Origin of the sequence: Micromonospora sp. WMMC264 (assembly GCF_027497275.1) — a bacterium.
Classification (GTDB): Bacteria; Actinomycetota; Actinomycetes; order Mycobacteriales; family Micromonosporaceae; genus Micromonospora; species Micromonospora chalcea.
In genome coordinates this window covers 6,124,939-6,140,245 of record NZ_CP114907.1, presented here as the reverse complement: position 1 = coordinate 6,140,245, position 15,307 = coordinate 6,124,939, and the positions used below count along the sequence as shown (strand labels likewise).

Below are 15,307 nucleotides of genomic sequence, written 5' to 3'. Positions count from 1 at the left end.
ACGGAGCAGAGTGCCCCTCGGGACCGATACGCTCGATTGGTGCCTTCCGAAGACGCGGCGCCTCCGCTTGACGTCGACCAGATCCTCGCCGACGACGGTGTACGGATCGTGGTCTGCTGCGGGGCGGGCGGCGTGGGCAAGACGACCACCGCCGCGGCGCTGGCGCTGCGCGCGGCCGAGCGGCACGGCCGCCGGACCGTGGTGCTCACCATCGACCCGGCCCGCCGGCTGGCGCAGTCGCTCGGCCTGACCGAGCTGGACAACACACCCCGCCAGGTCAAGGGCATCGACGTCGAGGCCAGCGGCGGCGAGCTGCACGCCATGATGCTGGACATGAAGCGCACGTTCGACGACGTGGTGCTCCAGCACACCGACCCGGCGAAGGCCGCGGAGATCTTCGCCAACCCGTTCTACCAGGCCATGAGTTCCACCTTCGCCGGCACGCAGGAGTACATGGCGATGGAGAAGCTGGGCCAGTTGCACGCCCGGGGCGAGTGGGACCTGATCGTGGTGGACACGCCGCCGTCTCGGTCCGCGCTCGACTTCCTGGACGCTCCGGCCCGCCTGTCCCGATTCCTCGACGGCCGCATGCTGCGGCTGCTGCTGGCCCCGGCGCGCACCGGCGGACGCAGCATGTTCAACCTGGTGACGGCGAGCTTCGGGATGTTCTCCAAGGTGGTGCAGAAGGTGCTCGGCGCCCAACTGCTCACCGACCTGTCCGGCTTCGTCGCCGCCCTCGACTCGATGTTCGGCGGGTTCCGGCAGCGGGCCGAGCAGACGTACCGGATCCTGCAGGCCCGGGAGACGGCGTTCCTGCTGGTCGCGGCCCCGGAGCCGGACGCGGTCCGGGAGGCCGCCTACTTCGCGGGTCGCCTGCGGGAAGAGCAGATGCCGCTGGCCGGGCTGGTGCTCAACCGGGTGCACCGGCCGGCGGCGGCCCTGTCCGCGGCGGAGAGCCTGGCCGCCGCGGAGCGGCTGGCCGCGGCGGGCGGGCACGAGGGCACCGTCGAAGTGCTGCGCGCGCATGCCGCGCTGGCCCAGCAGGCGGTACGCGAGGAGCAGGTGGCGGCCCGGTTCACCGAGGCGTTCCCGGCGGTGCCGGCGGTGTCGGTGGCCGCGCAGCCCGCCGACGTGCACGACGTCGACGGGCTGCGGACGATCGGCGAGGCGATCAGCCGGAGCTGACCTGGCGGTCAGGTGGCAGTGGTCACCAGGACCTTGTCCTTGCCGGCCTTCTCCTTGGCGTTCTTCTTCATGGCCGCCTCGAACATCTTGCGCCAGCTGGTCACCTGCGGGTGACGGCGCAGCAACGCCCGGCGCTCGCGTTCGGTCATGCCACCCCACACACCGAACTCGATCCGGTTGTCGAGCGCGTCGGCCAGGCACTCGTACCGAACTGGGCAGCTCCGGCAGATCCTCTTCGCCACGTTCTGTTCGGCGCCCTGTACGAACAACGCGTCCGGGTCTCCGTTCTGACATGCCGCCAGTGACGGCCAGTCAGTGATCATGCCCATCTGTACACGTCCCCCCTTGCAGTACCTACCGACTTCGTGCGAGCAGCCCTCGAACTCCCCCCGGTCGTCCGCGCCGGCCTCCCCAGGGCGGCACGAACGACGCACGGCTGCCTTCGCCGCCACCATCATGCTGTGTAGTCGCCCGATTACGCAACGTTGTCGGCGAAATCCATCATTCCGGACACTCCCGGCTTCCCGGGCTTTCGCCCGGCGTCTACCCCGCCCGGGTACGTGAAAACGCTGCGCCCCTCCCGGGTTTCAGAGAGACTTCCGCCGGATCTCACGCAACCCAGGACCAGGGCTCGTGCGTTTAGCACAACGAGGCCGGCGCATGCAGGAAATGGGGAAAGTTCCCCGCGCGCCCGCCGATCCCTGCTCGCGTACCCTGTCGAGGTGACCTGGATGCGGAAACGTGACCACAACGTGCTGACCAACGCCGCATCGCTGCTGATCTGCGGCCTGTTGGCCGGAGTGGTGGTCGCTGCGGCGGCCTTCCCCGCGGTGGCGATGACCGGACTGGCCGCGAAGGCCGGCTCGGAGACATTCGGCGCGCTGCCCAAGGAGCTCACAGTCGCCCGGTCGCCGCAGATGACCAAGCTGCTCGCGTCCGACGGCAAGACCGTGCTGGCCACGATGTACGACGAGAACCGCAAGGACGTCAAGCTCAAGGACATCTCGCCGCACATGCAGAAGTCCATCATCGCGGCCGAGGACCACGACTTCTACAAGCACAACGGCGTGGACCTCAACGGTGTGGCACGGGCGTTCGTCAACAACCAGTCCGCCGGCTCCTCCCGGCAGGGCGCGTCGACGCTGACCATGCAGTACGTCCGGCTGGCCATCTCCTACTCGGCCACCCACCCGGCCGACGTGGTCGCCGCCACCGAGGACACCAGCGCCCGCAAGCTGCGCGAGATGAGCCTGGCGCTGCAGATCGACAAGGAGCTCTCCAAGGACGAGATCCTGGAGCGCTACCTGAACATCGCCGCGTTCGGCAACGGCGCGTACGGCATCTGGGCGGCCAGCCAGGTCTACTTCAACAAGCCGCCGAGCAAGCTGGACATCCAGGAGTCGGCCATGCTCGCCGGCATGGTGAAGGCGCCCACCGCGTTCGACCCGACCACCCCCGCGGGCTACCCCGAGGCGGTCGGCCGACGCGACTACGTCATCGACAACATGGTGCAGATCGGGGCGATCACCCAGCAGGAGGCGGACGCCGCCAAGAAGATCAAGCTCGTCGTCAAGGGCAAGCGCACCCCGAACGGCTGCACCCAGACCACCACCCGCTCCTGGGGCTTCTTCTGCGACTACCTCTACCGCTGGTGGCTGCAGCAGGAGACGTTCGGCGCCACCTCGTACGACCGTGAGCGGCGGCTCAAGAGCGGCGGCTACACCATCATCTCCACGCTCGACGTGCAGGCGCAGAAGGCCGCTGACAAGGCCGTCCGCAAGAACCTGGGCGAGAGCAGCAAGGCGGCCCGGATGGTGGCCGCCGTCGAGCCCGGCACCGGCCGGGTACGCGCCGTCGCCGTCAACCGCAACTTCAAGCTCGACGACCCGGACGACCCGCAGAACAAGATCTCCAGCGACCCGGCGAAGGCCAAGAAGAAGATCCGGGGCAACTACCCCAACACGGTGAACCCGCTGATCACCGGTGGCCCCGGCATCGCCGGCTACCAGGCGGGCTCGACCTTCAAGATCTTCACGCTGGTGGCCGCGCTGGAGAAGGGCTACCCGCTCAGCTACCCGATCAACGCGCAGCCCGTGTTCAAGTCGAACTACCCGGTCGAGTTCAACTCGCCGGCCGCCTGCCCGGGCACCAACAAGTACTGCCCGAAGAACGCCAACGCCTCGATGGCCGGCATGCACAACATGTGGAGCGGCTTCGGCTTCTCGGTCAACACGTTCTTCATCGACCTGCAGCAGCGGGTCGGCGCGGAGAACGTGGTGAAGGCGGCGCAGAAGCTCGGCATCTCGTTCCGCTCGTCGAGCGACGCGCAACTTGCCGCCAACCCGCACCAGTGGGGCGCGTTCAGCCTCGGCGTCTCGCAGACCACCCCGCTGGAGCTGGCGAACGCGTACGCGACGCTCGGCGCCGACGGCAAGTACTGCGAGCCGATCCCGGTGCAGGAGATCCGCGGCCCGGAGGGCGAGAAGCTCGACGTCGCGAACCCGCGCTGCGAGCAGCGGGTCAGCACCGAGGTGGCCCGGGCCGCCGTGGACGCCGCCCGCTGCCCGGTGGGTGACCGCTCCTCGACCACGAAGTGCGGCACCGCCACCGCCGGCAACGTCCGCAACATCGTCGACGCGCCGGTGGCCGGCAAGTCCGGCACCACCGACTCGGAGAAGACCTCCTCGCTGGTCGCCATGACCAAGCAGTACGCGGTCGCCGGCATCATGGCCGACCCGGACTGGCCGCAGACCAACCAGAAGATGGGCCACGACGTGCCCACCGGCATCAACCCGGCGGTCTACGAGACGCTGCGGGACGCCATGAAGGGCAAGGACCGGAAGAACTTCACCCCGCCCAGCGGCAAGATCGTCCTGGGTGACCAGCGGTCCATCCCGGATGTGAAGTGCGCGTCCATCGAGAGCGCGAAGTCCCGGCTCAAGGGCGCCGGCTTCGAGCCGGTGGTCTCCAGCAACAAGGTGGCGTCGGACTGCCCGGCGGGCACCGCGGCCGGCACCAGCCCGAACGGGCGCACCATCAAGGGCGGCGTCGTCATGATCGAGGTCAGCTCCGGCAAGGGCGACTCGGACCAGGGCGGAACCGCGACGCCGGACCGACCAGGTGGCCCGGGCGGACCGGGTAACGGCCGACCAGGACGACCGGGGAACTGATCCCAGACGAAGCGACGGCCACCTCCGTGAAGGGGGTGGCCGTCGCTTCGTCTTGTGTCTACGGGACGGTCAGAGGCCCAGCTGGCGGCGTACCTCAGCGGCCACCCGGCCCCCCTCGGCGCGGCCGGCCACCGCGGTCTGGGCGGCCTTCATGGCCGGGCCCATCTGCGCCTTGCCGGTGAAGCCGCCCGCGGCGAGCGCCCCCGAGACCAGCTCGGCCAGTTCCTCGTCGGAGAGCTGCTTGGGCAGGTAGCGCTCCAGCACCTCACCCTCGGCGGTCTCCTTGCCGGCCTGCTCGGCGCGCCCGGCGTCGGCGAACGCCACTGCCGCCTCGCGGCGCTTCTTCGCCTCCTTGGCCAGCACCGCGAGCACCTCGTCGTCGCTGAGCTCGCGCTTTTCCCGGCCGGCCACCTCGGCGTTGCCCACGGCCGCGAGGGCCATGCGAAGCGTGGAGGTGGTCAGCTCGTCGCGCGCCTTCAGGGCGGCGCGCATGTCGGCGGTGAGACGGTCCTTCAGCGTGCTCATGGACGGTGAAACTACCCTGAACGCCATGCGAAAGCGCACACTATTCCGTCTCGCGGCCGGAACCGTCGCCGCCGGGGCGGCCACCCTCGCGTACGCGTCGCTCATCGAGCGCAACATGTTCACCCTGCGCCGGTACGACGTGCCGGTGCTCCCGACCGACGCCGAACCGCTGCGGGTGCTGCACCTCTCGGACCTGCACATGATGCCCGCCCAGCGGCGCAAGCAGGACTGGGTGGCCTCGCTGGCCGCGCTCGACCCGGACCTGGTCGTGGTCACCGGCGACAACATGGCCCACCCGGAGTCGGTGCCGGGCGTGCTGCGCGCGCTGCAACCGCTGCTCGACCTGCCCGGCGCGTTCGTCTTCGGCTCCAACGACTACACCGGCCCGGTCCTGAAGAACCCCTTCACCTACTTCCTGCCGGACCGGGAGTACACCGAGGGCACGCCCCTGCCGTACGAGGAACTACGCGACATCCTCACCGGCGCCGGCTGGGTCGACATGAACAACGCGCGTACCTCGATCAAGGCCGGCGGGCGGGAGATCGAGCTGGTCGGCGTGGACGACCCGCACATCGAACGCGACGACTACGACGCCGTGGCCGGCCCGGTCAGCGGCGACGCGGCGCTGTCGATCGCGCTGTCCCACTCCCCCGAGCCCGCGGTGCTGGACCGGATGGCGGCCGACGGCTTCGGCCTGCTGCTCGCCGGGCACACCCACGGCGGCCAGGTGTGCGTGCCCGGGTACGGCGCGCTGGTGACCAACTGCGGGCTGCCCCGCTCGATGGCGCGCGGACTGCACCGCTGGCCCGGCTCGGACTCGTGGCTGCACGTCTCCGCCGGCCTCGGCACCCACCCCACCGCCCCCATCCGCTTCGCCTGCCCCCCCGAGGCCAGCATCCTCACGCTGATCTCCCGCTGACCCCGCCGCCCGGCGTCCCCGCTTCCCGGCAGATCTTGGTACGCGCCCGCCCCTCCGAGGGCCGGTTCGTACCAAGATCTGCCGCCCGCGCGGGGCGGGGGTACCGAGTTTGACCGTGCGGGCGGGTGGGCTACTATTTGTCGGCACGCCTCGGGGTGTGGCGCAGCTTGGTAGCGCGCTTCGTTCGGGACGAAGAGGTCGTCGGTTCGAATCCGGCCACCCCGACCAGAGGTAAGAGGGCACATCCGATCCATCGGATGTGCCCTCTGCGTTTCCCCAGCCGTGATCGCCCTCGCAGTAGGATCCCGGCATGCCACGGCCGGTCGTCTTCGACCTCTTCCACACCCTGGTCCACGGCGCCGACGACGAGCGGGACCGGGTGGTCGGCGAGATGGCGCTCCTGGTCGGGGTGGCTCCGGCGGCGCTCGTCGCCGCGTACCACGCCACGTGGCGGGACCGGCTCGTCCGGTGGAGCGCGGAGGAGACCGTCCGCATCCTCGCCGAACGCCTCGGCGGCTCGCCGACGGACGAGCAGGTAAGCCACGCCGCCGCGCATCGGCGTGCGCTGGCCCGCCGCGTGTTGGGCCGCGTCCCGGTCGGCACCCTGGACGTGCTCGACGCGCTGCGCGAGCGCGGCCACCGGCTGGCCCTGATCAGCAATGCCACTTCCGAGACCGCCGAGGCGTGGGCGGCCGGCCCACTCGCCCGGCGCTTCGACGTCGCGGTCTTCTCCAGCGCGGTCGGGCTGGCCAAGCCGGACCCGGCGATCTACCGCACCGCCGCGCAGCGCCTGGGCGTCGCGCCGGCGGAATGCGTCTACGTGGGCGACGGCGCGGACGGCGAACTGGCCGGCGCGGCGGCGGTCGGCATGACGGTGCTGCGGACCACCGAACACCAGGACACCGATCCCGGCTGGATCGGACCGGTGATCGCGAACCTCCGTGACCTGCCCACCCATGTGGAGCAACCGGCCTCGACCGAATAGATCGACAGGACTGCCCGAAGCCACCCCGCCACGCGGCGTCGACCCTGCCGCCTGGCAAAGTTATGCGCATGCCGCCGATGATCCGATCCCGCCTGACCGATTGGACCACCGTCGCGCCCCTGGTCGCCGTGCTCGTGCTCGTGATGACCTGGGGACGGGAGCTGCCCGGCCCGCTCATCTTCGTGGTGGCGGCCCTGCTCGCGGCGGCTGTGCTGGCGGCCGTGCACCACGCCGAGGTGGTGGCGCACAAGGTCGGTGAGCCGTACGGCTCGCTCGTGCTGGCGGTGGCGGTCACCGTGATCGAAGTCGGTCTGATCGTCACGCTGATGATCAGCGGTGGGGACAAGACGCAGGCGCTGGCGCGGGACACCGTCTTCGCCGCCGTCATGATCACCTGCAACGGCATCCTCGGCCTGTCGCTGCTGCTCGGCGCGCTGCGCCGGCAGGTGGCGGTGTTCAATCCGGAGGGCACCGGAGGGGCGCTGGCGACGGTGGCGACGCTCGCCACGCTCAGCATGGTGGTGCCGACGTTCACCACGAGCCGGCCGGGCCCGGAGTTCTCCCCCGCCCAGCTCGCCTTCGCGGCGGTCGCCTCGCTGGCCCTCTATCTGCTGTTCGTGATGGTGCAGACCGGCCGGCACCGCGACTACTTCCTCCCGGTCACCCAGGAGGGCAGCATCCTCGCCGAGGACAAGACCGGCGACGGCCACGCCGAGCCGCCGTCCACACGTACCGCCCTGGCCAGCCTGGCGCTGCTGGTGGTGGCGCTCGTCGCGGTGGTCGGCGACGCGAAGACGATCTCCCCGGCGATCGAGACCGCGGTCAGCGCGGCGAACCTGCCGCAGGCGTTCGTCGGCGTGGTCATCGCGCTGCTGGTGCTGCTGCCGGAGACGCTCGCCGCCGCCCGGGCGGCCCGGCGGGACCGCGTGCAGATCAGCCTCAACCTCGCGCTCGGCTCGGCCATGGCCAGCATCGGCCTGACCATCCCGGCCATCGCGATCGCCTCGATCTGGCTGGACGGGCCGCTGATGCTGGGCCTGGGCGGCACCCAGATGACGCTGCTGGCGCTGACCGCTGTGACAGCGGTGCTCACCGTGGTGCCGGGTCGGGCCACAGTGCTCCAGGGTGGCGTGCACCTGGTGCTGCTCGCCGCGTTCGTCTTCCTGGCCGCGAGCCCGTAGGCCGACGCGCCAGCCGCGGGCCCGTAAACCGACGCGCCAGCCGCCGGCCGGTGAGCCGCCGGCCAACGGGTCCGTCAGTCGTGCGTCTCCGTGCGCGCCACCTCGGCGAACGCGGCGGTCAGGTACTCGGCGAACGGTCGTCCGGTGACCGCCAGCAGGTCGGCCACGAGCAGCGGCGCGTGCCGGGCGACCGCTGCCGGGCCGGGCGGGTTCTCGTCGTCACCGGGGTCGTAGACGCCGAGCGCGCCGGCCAGCAGCACCAGCAGCACGTGCGGGTCGACGTCGGGCCACCAGGCCGCCGCCGACCGGACGCACTGTTCCAGCACCTGGCGTACGTCGTCGCCGTCCAGCCCGTCCGGATGCCCCTCCTCCAGCAGCAGCCGGACCACACCGCCGAGCACAAGCCCGGACCGGTCGGCGGTGGCCAGCCGCTCGACGGCCGGGGCGTACGTCTCGGCGTCGCGGGCCTGCGCGGCGCCCACCGCGTCGGTGGCCGTCTCGGCGATCTCGCGGGCCGGTGCGGGCAGGTGCCGCCAGGTCGTCGTCACCGGGTCAGCATGGCAGAGCACGTGTGTTCGCTCACCTTCCGGCCCAGCGACCGCGTGTGTAAGGGGTAAACGGGTCGCGAGAGTCGTACCCGAAGCACAGAATCCCTGCCATGCTGCGCCGCGCCCTGCCCGCCCGTCCCGAAGCCCGCCGGATCCTGCTCGGCACCCTGTTCTCCGCGGTCGGGCGCGGCCTCACCCTGCCGTTCCTGTTCATCTACCTCACCGACGTACGCGGCCTGACCGACACCCGGGCCGGGCTGGTGATCGGCTGGTTCGGCGCTGTCACGCTGGCGCTCTCGCCGCTGGCCGGCACGTTCATCGACCGCTTCGGCGCGCGCCGGGTCGTGTTGCCCTGCCTGGTGATCGAGGCGATCGGCGTCGGCTCACTGGCGCTCGTCGACTCGACCGCCTCGGCGTTCGGCGTGATGACGCTCATCGCCGTCGGCAGCTCGGCGATCTGGGCCGGGCAGAACACGATCCTCGCCTCGCTCACCGACGACGGCGAGCGGCAGCGCGTCTTCGGGCTCAACTTCGCGCTGCTCAACCTCGGTATCGGCACGGGCGGCCTGATCTCCGGCGCGGTGGTCGACGTGGCCCGTCCGGTCACGTTCGAGGTGATCTACCTGCTGGACGCGGTGAGCTACCTGACGCCGGCGCTGATCCTGCTGACGCTGCCGCACGTGGGGCGCCGGCCGGTCGCGGCCACGGGGGCGACGGCCGCTGATCGGAGGACCGGCGGCTACCTCACGGTGCTGCGGGACCGGCCGTTCCGCCGCCTCGTCATCTTCGGCCTGGTGCTCACCACCTGCGGGTACGCGCAGATCGAGGTGGGCTTCGCGGCGTACTCGGTGCGGGTGGTCGAGGTGACGCCGCGCGTGGTGGCGTGGGCGCTCGCCGCGAACACCGTCATGATCGTGCTCTCCCAGCTGCTGGTGATCCGGCGGCTGGAGGGGCGCAGCCGTACCCGTGCGCTGGCCACCGTCGGCGCGGTGTTCGCCGGCGCGTGGCTGGTGCTCGGCGCGGCCGGCGTGGTGGGCAGCGGCAACGCGCTGCTCGCGGCGCTCGGCGTGGTGGCCTGCTCGGCGATCTTCGGGTTCGGCGAGACGATGCTGTCTCCGGTCATGCCCGCGCTCACGAACGCGCTCGCCACCGACGAGCTGCGTGGCCGGTACAACGCGATGAGCTCGATGATCTTCGGGATCAGCGGTGTGGTCGGCCCGGTCACCGCCGGGCCGCTGATCGGCGCGGCGAACGGCCGGGTCTGGGTGGCGGTCGTGGTGGGCGGCTGCCTGGCCGCCTCGCTGCTCGCGCTGTCGCTGCGTCCGCTGCTCACCGCCGCGCAGGACGGCCGCCTGACGGCCGCCGAGGCGCCGGAGCCCGAGCCCGCGCGGGCGACCTGACCCGGGACACGTCCCCGGCGGCCTGACACGCGAACGGGCCCCGCAGCATTCGCTCCGGGGCCCGTCTGCGGTGCGGTCGGCGGTCAGCCGGCGGCGACCTCGGTGGTGGTGCGGATCCGGTCCAGCGCCGGCGGGGAGACCGGCGACTTCTCGGTCAGGTACGCGGTGAAGGCGTCCAGGTCGATCTGGCCGGTCACCGCGTTGGTGCCGCCGGTCAGGACGCTGAAGCCGTCGCCGCCACCGGCGAGGAAGTTGTTCACGGTGACCCGGTAGGTGGCGGTGTCCGTCACCGGGGTGCCGTTGATGGTGAGGCTGCCCCGGACCACGCGGGTGCCGGCGCACGGCGTGCCGGCCGGCGCGGTGGTGCCGTCGACGTCCACGACGTAGTTGACGGTGGAGGACGCGTAGAGCACGCGCGCCACTGTGAACTGCTGCTCCAGCATGCAGTAGAGCTGCGCGCCGGTCAGGTCGAGCGTCACCAGGTTGTTGGCGAACGGCTGCACGGTGAACGCCTCGGCGTAGGTGACCGGGCCGGCGTCGAGGTCGGCGCGTACGCCACCGGGGTTCATGAACGCGGCGACCGCGTTCTGCTCGGTGTCGGTCGCGGCGAGCTGCGCGTCGGCGATCACGTTGCCCAGCGGCGACTCACCGGTCTGGTACGTCGGCTTGCCGTTGACGTCGACCCCGGTCTGGTACAGGTTCTCCTGGGTCTTGGTGATCGCCGCGGTGGTCTCGCCGACGACCCGGTCGGCCACCGGGCCGAGCGCGGTCTTGTACCGGTTGATCAGGTCGGTCGAGGGCTTGTCCGGCGCCACGTCCCGGGTGACCACCACGTTGTTCGCGGACGCGCTCACCACGTCGCGGGTACGCGGGTCGATCTTCAGGTCGATCTGGGTGACCAGGCGGCCGAACGAGCTGGCGCTGGTGACCAGCTTGCCGTTGATGTTGCAGTTGTACGCGGCGTGGGTGTGCCCGCTGACGATCACGTCGATGGACGGGTCCATCCGGTTGGCGATGTCGACGATCGGGCCGCTGAACCCGGTGCAGTCGTTGATGCCGCCGCCGTTCTGCACGCCGCCCTCGTGCAGCAGCACGACGATGCTCTTGACGCCGAGCAGGCGCAGGATCTTGGCGTACTTGTTGGCGGTGTCGGCCTCGTCGCTGAACCGCAGGCCGGCGACGCCCTGCTGGCTGACGATGTTCGGGGTGCCCTCCAGGGTCATCCCGATGAAGCCGATCGGCACACCCTTGACGATCTTGATGCCGAACGGCTGCATCAGGGGCAGGCCGGTGGAGGTCTTGAACGCGTTCGCCGAGAGGTACTTGAACTTGGCGCCACCGAACGGGGTGCCGTCGGCGCAGCCGTCCACCGGGTGGCAGCCGCCGCGCTGCATGCGCAGCAGCTCGGCCGCGCCCTCGTCGAACTCGTGGTTGCCGACGCTCGCGAACTCCAGCCCGGCGAGGTTCATCTCCTCGATGGTCGGCTCGTCGTGGAACGCGGCGGACAGCAGCGGCGAGGCGCCGATCAGGTCCCCGGCGGCGACAGTGACGGTGCCCTTGCCCTGCTTCTTGGCCTCGGCGCGCATCGACTTCAGGTGGCTGGCCAGGTATTCCGCGCCACCGGCCGGCTGGCCGTCGATGGTGCCGCTGGACCCGCTCGGCGGCTCCAGGTTGCCGTGGAAGTCGTTGATCGCGAGCAGCTGGACGTCGACCGGCTTCGGGCGCGCCTCGGCCTGGTCGGGGGTGACGGCGACAGCGGTGAACGCGGTCGCGGCGAGTGCGGCCAGGCCGACTACGGCCCGGCGTCGCATCCCGGTGACGGACATGGAACTCCTCGTGAGATACCGATGCTGGTGTCCGGACGATGGTTCGCCCGGTGGCCCTGGTCCGTGCCATGACAGGGGTCGATCGTGGAAGGCGGCATCGGGGAACGCCACCCCCGCTCGGGGGTAGCTTCTCATCCACCGGGCCTCAGGTCGACCGGGGTGGCATTCGGAATCGTCGACGTGGTGGGAGACCCGCACCGGTCCGCCGGACGAGTCGGACATGACGGTCTGGTGAATTTCCGCGCGGCGCTCGCTGTCGATGCCCGTGTCGTGAAGGGCGCCGGCTCCCAGGGACAGGGAGCCGGCGCCGACGCTCATGTCACGCGCAATTCCTTGCGCTGGCAACCGTCCTCGCCGGAATCAGCGCCTGGCGGACACCCATCGCGAGCCGAACGGTCGTTCACGTCTGACGGATCGACATCCGCAACGGACTGTCCGAATTCGACCGAAGCCCCGGAGAGCCGGTTCGAAAGCCGGCTGTGGGTGGCGGCGACGAGCCCGCGCAACGCCCGCCGGTTCCACCGCCCGGCGACTCCCGGACGGCCCGCCAGGTAGCCGACGATCCGCGCGGTGTCCCAGCCGTGCGCCTCCCGCAGACCGCGCGCCAGCATCCCGAGATAGAGCGGAGCGGGCCGGGTCCACGGCACCTCCACCGCGCGGTGCGGCGCGGTGAACGTGAGCATCGGCAGCCCTTCGCGGACGCCGACCCGCAGCAGCGTCTCGTAGCGGCCCGGCCCGAGCCTCGCCCGCCCGGTCTCGACCGCCGCGCGGATACCGGCCAGGTCGGCGCCCGGCGGCCGGTACATCTCCTGCGCCGCGATGTCGGCGAACTGCTCGACGGTCACCAGGTAGCCGCGCGCCGCCGCCCGGCCGGGCATCTGCGGGTCGTAGAACGCCATGCCGCCGGTCCAGGCCCGCGACTCGCCCGCGAAATAGACCCCGCCGGGGATCAGCGCCGGGACGGTCCGGCGCGGTGGCCGGCAGTCCCGGCAGCCGGGGTACGTGCGCAGCCCGCCGGGTGGGCGTCCGCCACGCAGGTACCAGTCGAGCCGGGCGGCGTGCAGGTTCGAGCCGTACGCGACGTACCAGAGCATCGGCGTCGCCGTCAGAACCAGCAGGTGCGCCCGGCGGCGTGGCTGACCTGGACGGTGTGTGTCACGCAGCCGCCGTCGGCGACCAGGTGCAGCAGGAAGGCCGTCGGCTCGGCGACGAACCCCGGCTCCTCCTCGTCGGACATACTCAGGCTCACCTGGATCCACGTGCTCGGCGCGACGGTCAGCACCGTACCGGCGAACGCGCTTGTCACCTGGCGGTGCAGGTGCCCCGCGGCGACGCGTACGACATGGGGGTGCCGGCCGACCACGGCGGCGAGCGCGTCGGCGTCCGCGAGGCCCATCGCGTCCATGCCCGGTACGCCGACCGCGACCGGCGGATGGTGCAGGCACACGACGGCGGGCGCGTCGGTACGCCCGCCGAGCACCCCGTCGAGCCAGGCGAGCTGCTCGTCGCCGAGCCGGCCGCCGGTGCTGCCCGGGGTGAGCGAGTCGAGCACCACGAGCGTCGCGTCCGGCAGGTCGACGTGGTAGTGCGCCGAGAAGCCGCCGGCCAGGTAGGGGGTGCCGCCGAACGTGTCGAGCAGCGACTCGCGGTCGTCGTGGTTGCCGGTGGCCAGGTGCACCGGCAGCGGGAACGCGCCGACGATCTCGCGCAGGGCGAGGTATTCGTCCGGCCGCCCGTTGGCGGTCAGGTCGCCGGTGATCACCACGCAGTCGGGCCGGGGACGCAGCGCGAGCACCGTGCCGAGCGCCCGGTGCAACCCGGACGCCGGGTCGGCCGCGAGCGGGCCGGTGGTCACGTGCGGGTCGCTGAGCTGGGCGATGAGCATCGGCCGCCTCCTCGGAGTGCCCGGGCCCTCACGCTATCGCCACGCGCCCTCCCCGCGCAGGCCCGATCCCGCCCACAGGCTGCGTCCACAGCCTGTGGATAGCACATGTGTACGAAGGTCGGTGACGGTCGCGCTGAGTACGCTTGATCGCGACCTACCCCCTCCGAGCAGGAACGACGTGGATCACGAGCGAGTACTCCGCGACGTCACGGTGCGCCTCCCCACGGCGTCCACCGTCCCGGAGGCGTGCCAGTGGACGGTCGCCGCGCTCGCCCGGCACACCCCGGCGACCGCCGCCGTCCTGCTCCGGGTCCACGACCGTCTGCGCTGCGTCGCCGCCACCGGCGCGTGGCAGGTCTTCTCGCACGTCCCGGCGACCGCCGACGCGCCCGCCCGCCACCGACCCGAACCCTCGGTGGTGCGGCGGGTGTACGCCTCCGGGGTGACCGCCGTCGTGCCCGACGTGAGCGCCGACCCCGACTACCTGCCGGTCCGGCCGGACGTCACCGCCGAACTCTGCGTTCCGGTACGTGACCCGGACGGCCGGCCCATCGGCGTGCTCGACCTGCAGTGGTGCGAGCCCGTCCCGCTCGCGGCGTGGCGGGAGACCGCCGAACTGGTGGCCGACCGCCTCGGCGGGCGGATCGCCGCGCTCGGCGGGTCACCGGCCGAGAGCCGCAGCGAGAAGCTGCTCCGGCACGCCGCCGCGTTCACCGCCGCCCCGACCGACTGGGACCTGATGACCGCCGCGCTCGCCGCGGCCCGGGACGTGTCGGCGCTCTCCGCCGCCGTGCTGGTCCTCACCGGGCGGAGCGGCCCACGCCTCGGCGCGCCCACCGACACCCCCGGCGAGTTGGAGACACGCATCCGCGCCGAGCTGGCCGAGGCCGGCCCGGCCGCGCTGGACCGCATGATCGACCGGGCCCACCGGTACGGCTCGGCGTACACGCTGGGCGAGGCGGGGCACCCGCCCACCGAGGAGTACCTGCCGCTGACCCGGGCGGGCGCGCGCACACTGGTGGCGGTGCCGGTCGGCACGCCGGCTGCCGGCGGCGTGCTGCTGGTCGCCGACGAGCAGCGCCTGCGCCCCGACCCGACCACTGTCAACCTGATCGAACTGCTCGCCGGGCAGGCGTGGACCTGCCTGGACCGGCTGCGTACGCTCGCCCGGCTGCGCGAGCAGGCCAGCTCCGACCCGCTCACCGGGCTACGGCACACCGGCTCGTTCGGGCAGCGGATCGCCACCGCCACGCCGGGGCGTACCGCCCTGCTGGCGATCGACGTGGACGGGTTCAAGGACGTCAACGACACGTACGGCCACCAGGCCGGCGACCGGTTGCTGGTGGGGCTGGCCCGGGCACTGGAGGGCGCGCTGCGCCAGGGCGACGAGCTGTACCGGACCGGCGGGGACGAGTTCGTGGCGGTGATCGAGGTGAGCCGCCCGGAGGAGGCGGTCCGGATCGCCGAGCGGCTCACCGAGGCGGCCCGCCGTACCGGCCGGACGATCAGCGTCGGCATCGCGCTGCCGCGGCCCGGCGAGTCCCCCGAACGCACCCTGCACCGAGCCGACCAGGCCCTCTACGCGGTCAAGCGCCACGGCCGAGACGGAGTCCACCTCTCCGCCGCCTGACCCCACTCCCCGCTCCCGCCCCCACCCCTCTCCCCCGCGATCTTGCACTTTCC

General features: G+C 71.9%; 13 protein-coding genes and 1 tRNA gene. 8 read left to right on the top strand and 6 right to left on the bottom strand.

The features are described 5' to 3' along the window. The first annotated feature begins 36 nt into the window (after nucleotides 1-36). Nucleotides 37-1,185, top strand: coding sequence for an ArsA-related P-loop ATPase (locus tag O7542_RS27365; RefSeq protein WP_174535410.1), 1,149 nt, complete (start codon nucleotides 37-39; stop codon nucleotides 1,183-1,185). Between the two features lie 8 nt (nucleotides 1,186-1,193). On the opposite strand, the gene O7542_RS27360 is transcribed toward O7542_RS27365, so the two are convergent. Then, complete coding sequence (locus O7542_RS27360) at nucleotides 1,194-1,514, bottom strand: WhiB family transcriptional regulator (RefSeq protein WP_043327856.1); 321 nt, start codon at nucleotides 1,512-1,514, stop codon at nucleotides 1,194-1,196. A 402-nt stretch (nucleotides 1,515-1,916) separates the two neighbouring features. Between O7542_RS27360 and O7542_RS27355 the strand changes: the two genes are divergently transcribed. Then, a complete protein-coding gene (locus O7542_RS27355) occupies nucleotides 1,917-4,355 on the top strand; it encodes a transglycosylase domain-containing protein (RefSeq protein WP_210885046.1) in 2,439 nt (812 codons plus the stop codon). Nucleotides 4,356-4,424: 69 nt separating this feature from the next. Here the strand turns inward: O7542_RS27355 and O7542_RS27350 are convergent, their stop codons facing one another. Then, complete coding sequence (locus O7542_RS27350) at nucleotides 4,425-4,880, bottom strand: GatB/YqeY domain-containing protein (RefSeq protein ID WP_064446806.1); 456 nt, start codon at nucleotides 4,878-4,880, stop codon at nucleotides 4,425-4,427. Nucleotides 4,881-4,905: 25 nt separating this feature from the next. Between O7542_RS27350 and O7542_RS27345 the strand changes: the two genes are divergently transcribed. From O7542_RS27345 to O7542_RS27330, 4 genes are all read left to right on the top strand, one after another. Continuing rightward, nucleotides 4,906-5,799, top strand: a complete 894-nt coding sequence (locus tag O7542_RS27345) for a metallophosphoesterase (RefSeq protein ID WP_281605398.1) — start codon at nucleotides 4,906-4,908, stop codon at nucleotides 5,797-5,799. Between the two features lie 151 nt (nucleotides 5,800-5,950). Further along, nucleotides 5,951-6,027: transfer RNA gene (locus O7542_RS27340), tRNA-Pro, on the top strand. A gap of 82 nt (nucleotides 6,028-6,109) precedes the next feature. Then, entirely contained in the window at nucleotides 6,110-6,784 is a 675-nt protein-coding gene (locus tag O7542_RS27335) for an HAD family hydrolase (RefSeq protein ID WP_113973597.1), read from the top strand. 77 nt (nucleotides 6,785-6,861) lie between these two features. Continuing rightward, nucleotides 6,862-7,965, top strand: a complete 1,104-nt coding sequence (locus O7542_RS27330; RefSeq protein WP_043330855.1) for an ionic transporter y4hA — start codon at nucleotides 6,862-6,864, stop codon at nucleotides 7,963-7,965. Between the two features lie 74 nt (nucleotides 7,966-8,039). Here the strand turns inward: O7542_RS27330 and O7542_RS27325 are convergent, their stop codons facing one another. After that, entirely contained in the window at nucleotides 8,040-8,513 is a 474-nt protein-coding gene (locus tag O7542_RS27325; protein ID WP_233514733.1) for a hypothetical protein, read from the bottom strand. 110 nt (nucleotides 8,514-8,623) lie between these two features. Here O7542_RS27325 and O7542_RS27320 point away from each other — a divergent pair, with 110 nt between their 5' ends. After that, nucleotides 8,624-9,913 (top strand): MFS transporter, encoded by a 1,290-nt coding sequence (locus O7542_RS27320; protein ID WP_113973599.1) that lies wholly within the window; start codon nucleotides 8,624-8,626, stop codon nucleotides 9,911-9,913. 83 nt (nucleotides 9,914-9,996) lie between these two features. Here the strand turns inward: O7542_RS27320 and O7542_RS27315 are convergent, their stop codons facing one another. The 3 genes from O7542_RS27315 to O7542_RS27305 form a co-directional block, all read right to left on the bottom strand. Next, nucleotides 9,997-11,739 (bottom strand): bifunctional metallophosphatase/5'-nucleotidase, encoded by a 1,743-nt coding sequence (locus tag O7542_RS27315; protein ID WP_043327851.1) that lies wholly within the window; start codon nucleotides 11,737-11,739, stop codon nucleotides 9,997-9,999. A 314-nt stretch (nucleotides 11,740-12,053) separates the two neighbouring features. Then, the gene (locus tag O7542_RS27310) at nucleotides 12,054-12,833 is read right to left on the bottom strand and encodes a histone deacetylase (protein ID WP_274476985.1); all 780 of its coding nucleotides are present in this window, start codon (nucleotides 12,831-12,833) and stop codon (nucleotides 12,054-12,056) included. 11 nt (nucleotides 12,834-12,844) lie between these two features. Beyond that, entirely contained in the window at nucleotides 12,845-13,624 is a 780-nt protein-coding gene (locus tag O7542_RS27305; RefSeq protein WP_043327850.1) for a phosphodiesterase, read from the bottom strand. 178 nt (nucleotides 13,625-13,802) lie between these two features. Between O7542_RS27305 and O7542_RS27300 the strand changes: the two genes are divergently transcribed. Beyond that, nucleotides 13,803-15,254: a diguanylate cyclase gene (locus O7542_RS27300; protein ID WP_281605397.1), complete on the top strand. Its 1,452-nt coding sequence runs from the start codon at nucleotides 13,803-13,805 to the stop codon at nucleotides 15,252-15,254. Nucleotides 15,255-15,307 lie beyond the last annotated feature (53 nt).

Coding starts and splice junctions, on each gene's coding strand:
- O7542_RS27330 (WP_043330855.1), top strand. CDS start 6,862: ATGATCCGATCCCGCCTGACCGATTGGACCACCGTCGCGCCCCTGGTC.
- O7542_RS27355 (WP_210885046.1), top strand. CDS start 1,917: ATGCGGAAACGTGACCACAACGTGCTGACCAACGCCGCATCGCTGCTG.
- O7542_RS27360 (WP_043327856.1), bottom strand. CDS start 1,514: ATGGGCATGATCACTGACTGGCCGTCACTGGCGGCATGTCAGAACGGA.
- O7542_RS27335 (WP_113973597.1), top strand. CDS start 6,110: ATGCCACGGCCGGTCGTCTTCGACCTCTTCCACACCCTGGTCCACGGC.
- O7542_RS27320 (WP_113973599.1), top strand. CDS start 8,624: ATGCTGCGCCGCGCCCTGCCCGCCCGTCCCGAAGCCCGCCGGATCCTG.
- O7542_RS27310 (WP_274476985.1), bottom strand. CDS start 12,833: ATGCTCTGGTACGTCGCGTACGGCTCGAACCTGCACGCCGCCCGGCTC.
- O7542_RS27305 (WP_043327850.1), bottom strand. CDS start 13,624: ATGCTCATCGCCCAGCTCAGCGACCCGCACGTGACCACCGGCCCGCTC.
- O7542_RS27345 (WP_281605398.1), top strand. CDS start 4,906: ATGCGAAAGCGCACACTATTCCGTCTCGCGGCCGGAACCGTCGCCGCC.
- O7542_RS27315 (WP_043327851.1), bottom strand. CDS start 11,739: ATGTCCGTCACCGGGATGCGACGCCGGGCCGTAGTCGGCCTGGCCGCA.
- O7542_RS27350 (WP_064446806.1), bottom strand. CDS start 4,880: ATGAGCACGCTGAAGGACCGTCTCACCGCCGACATGCGCGCCGCCCTG.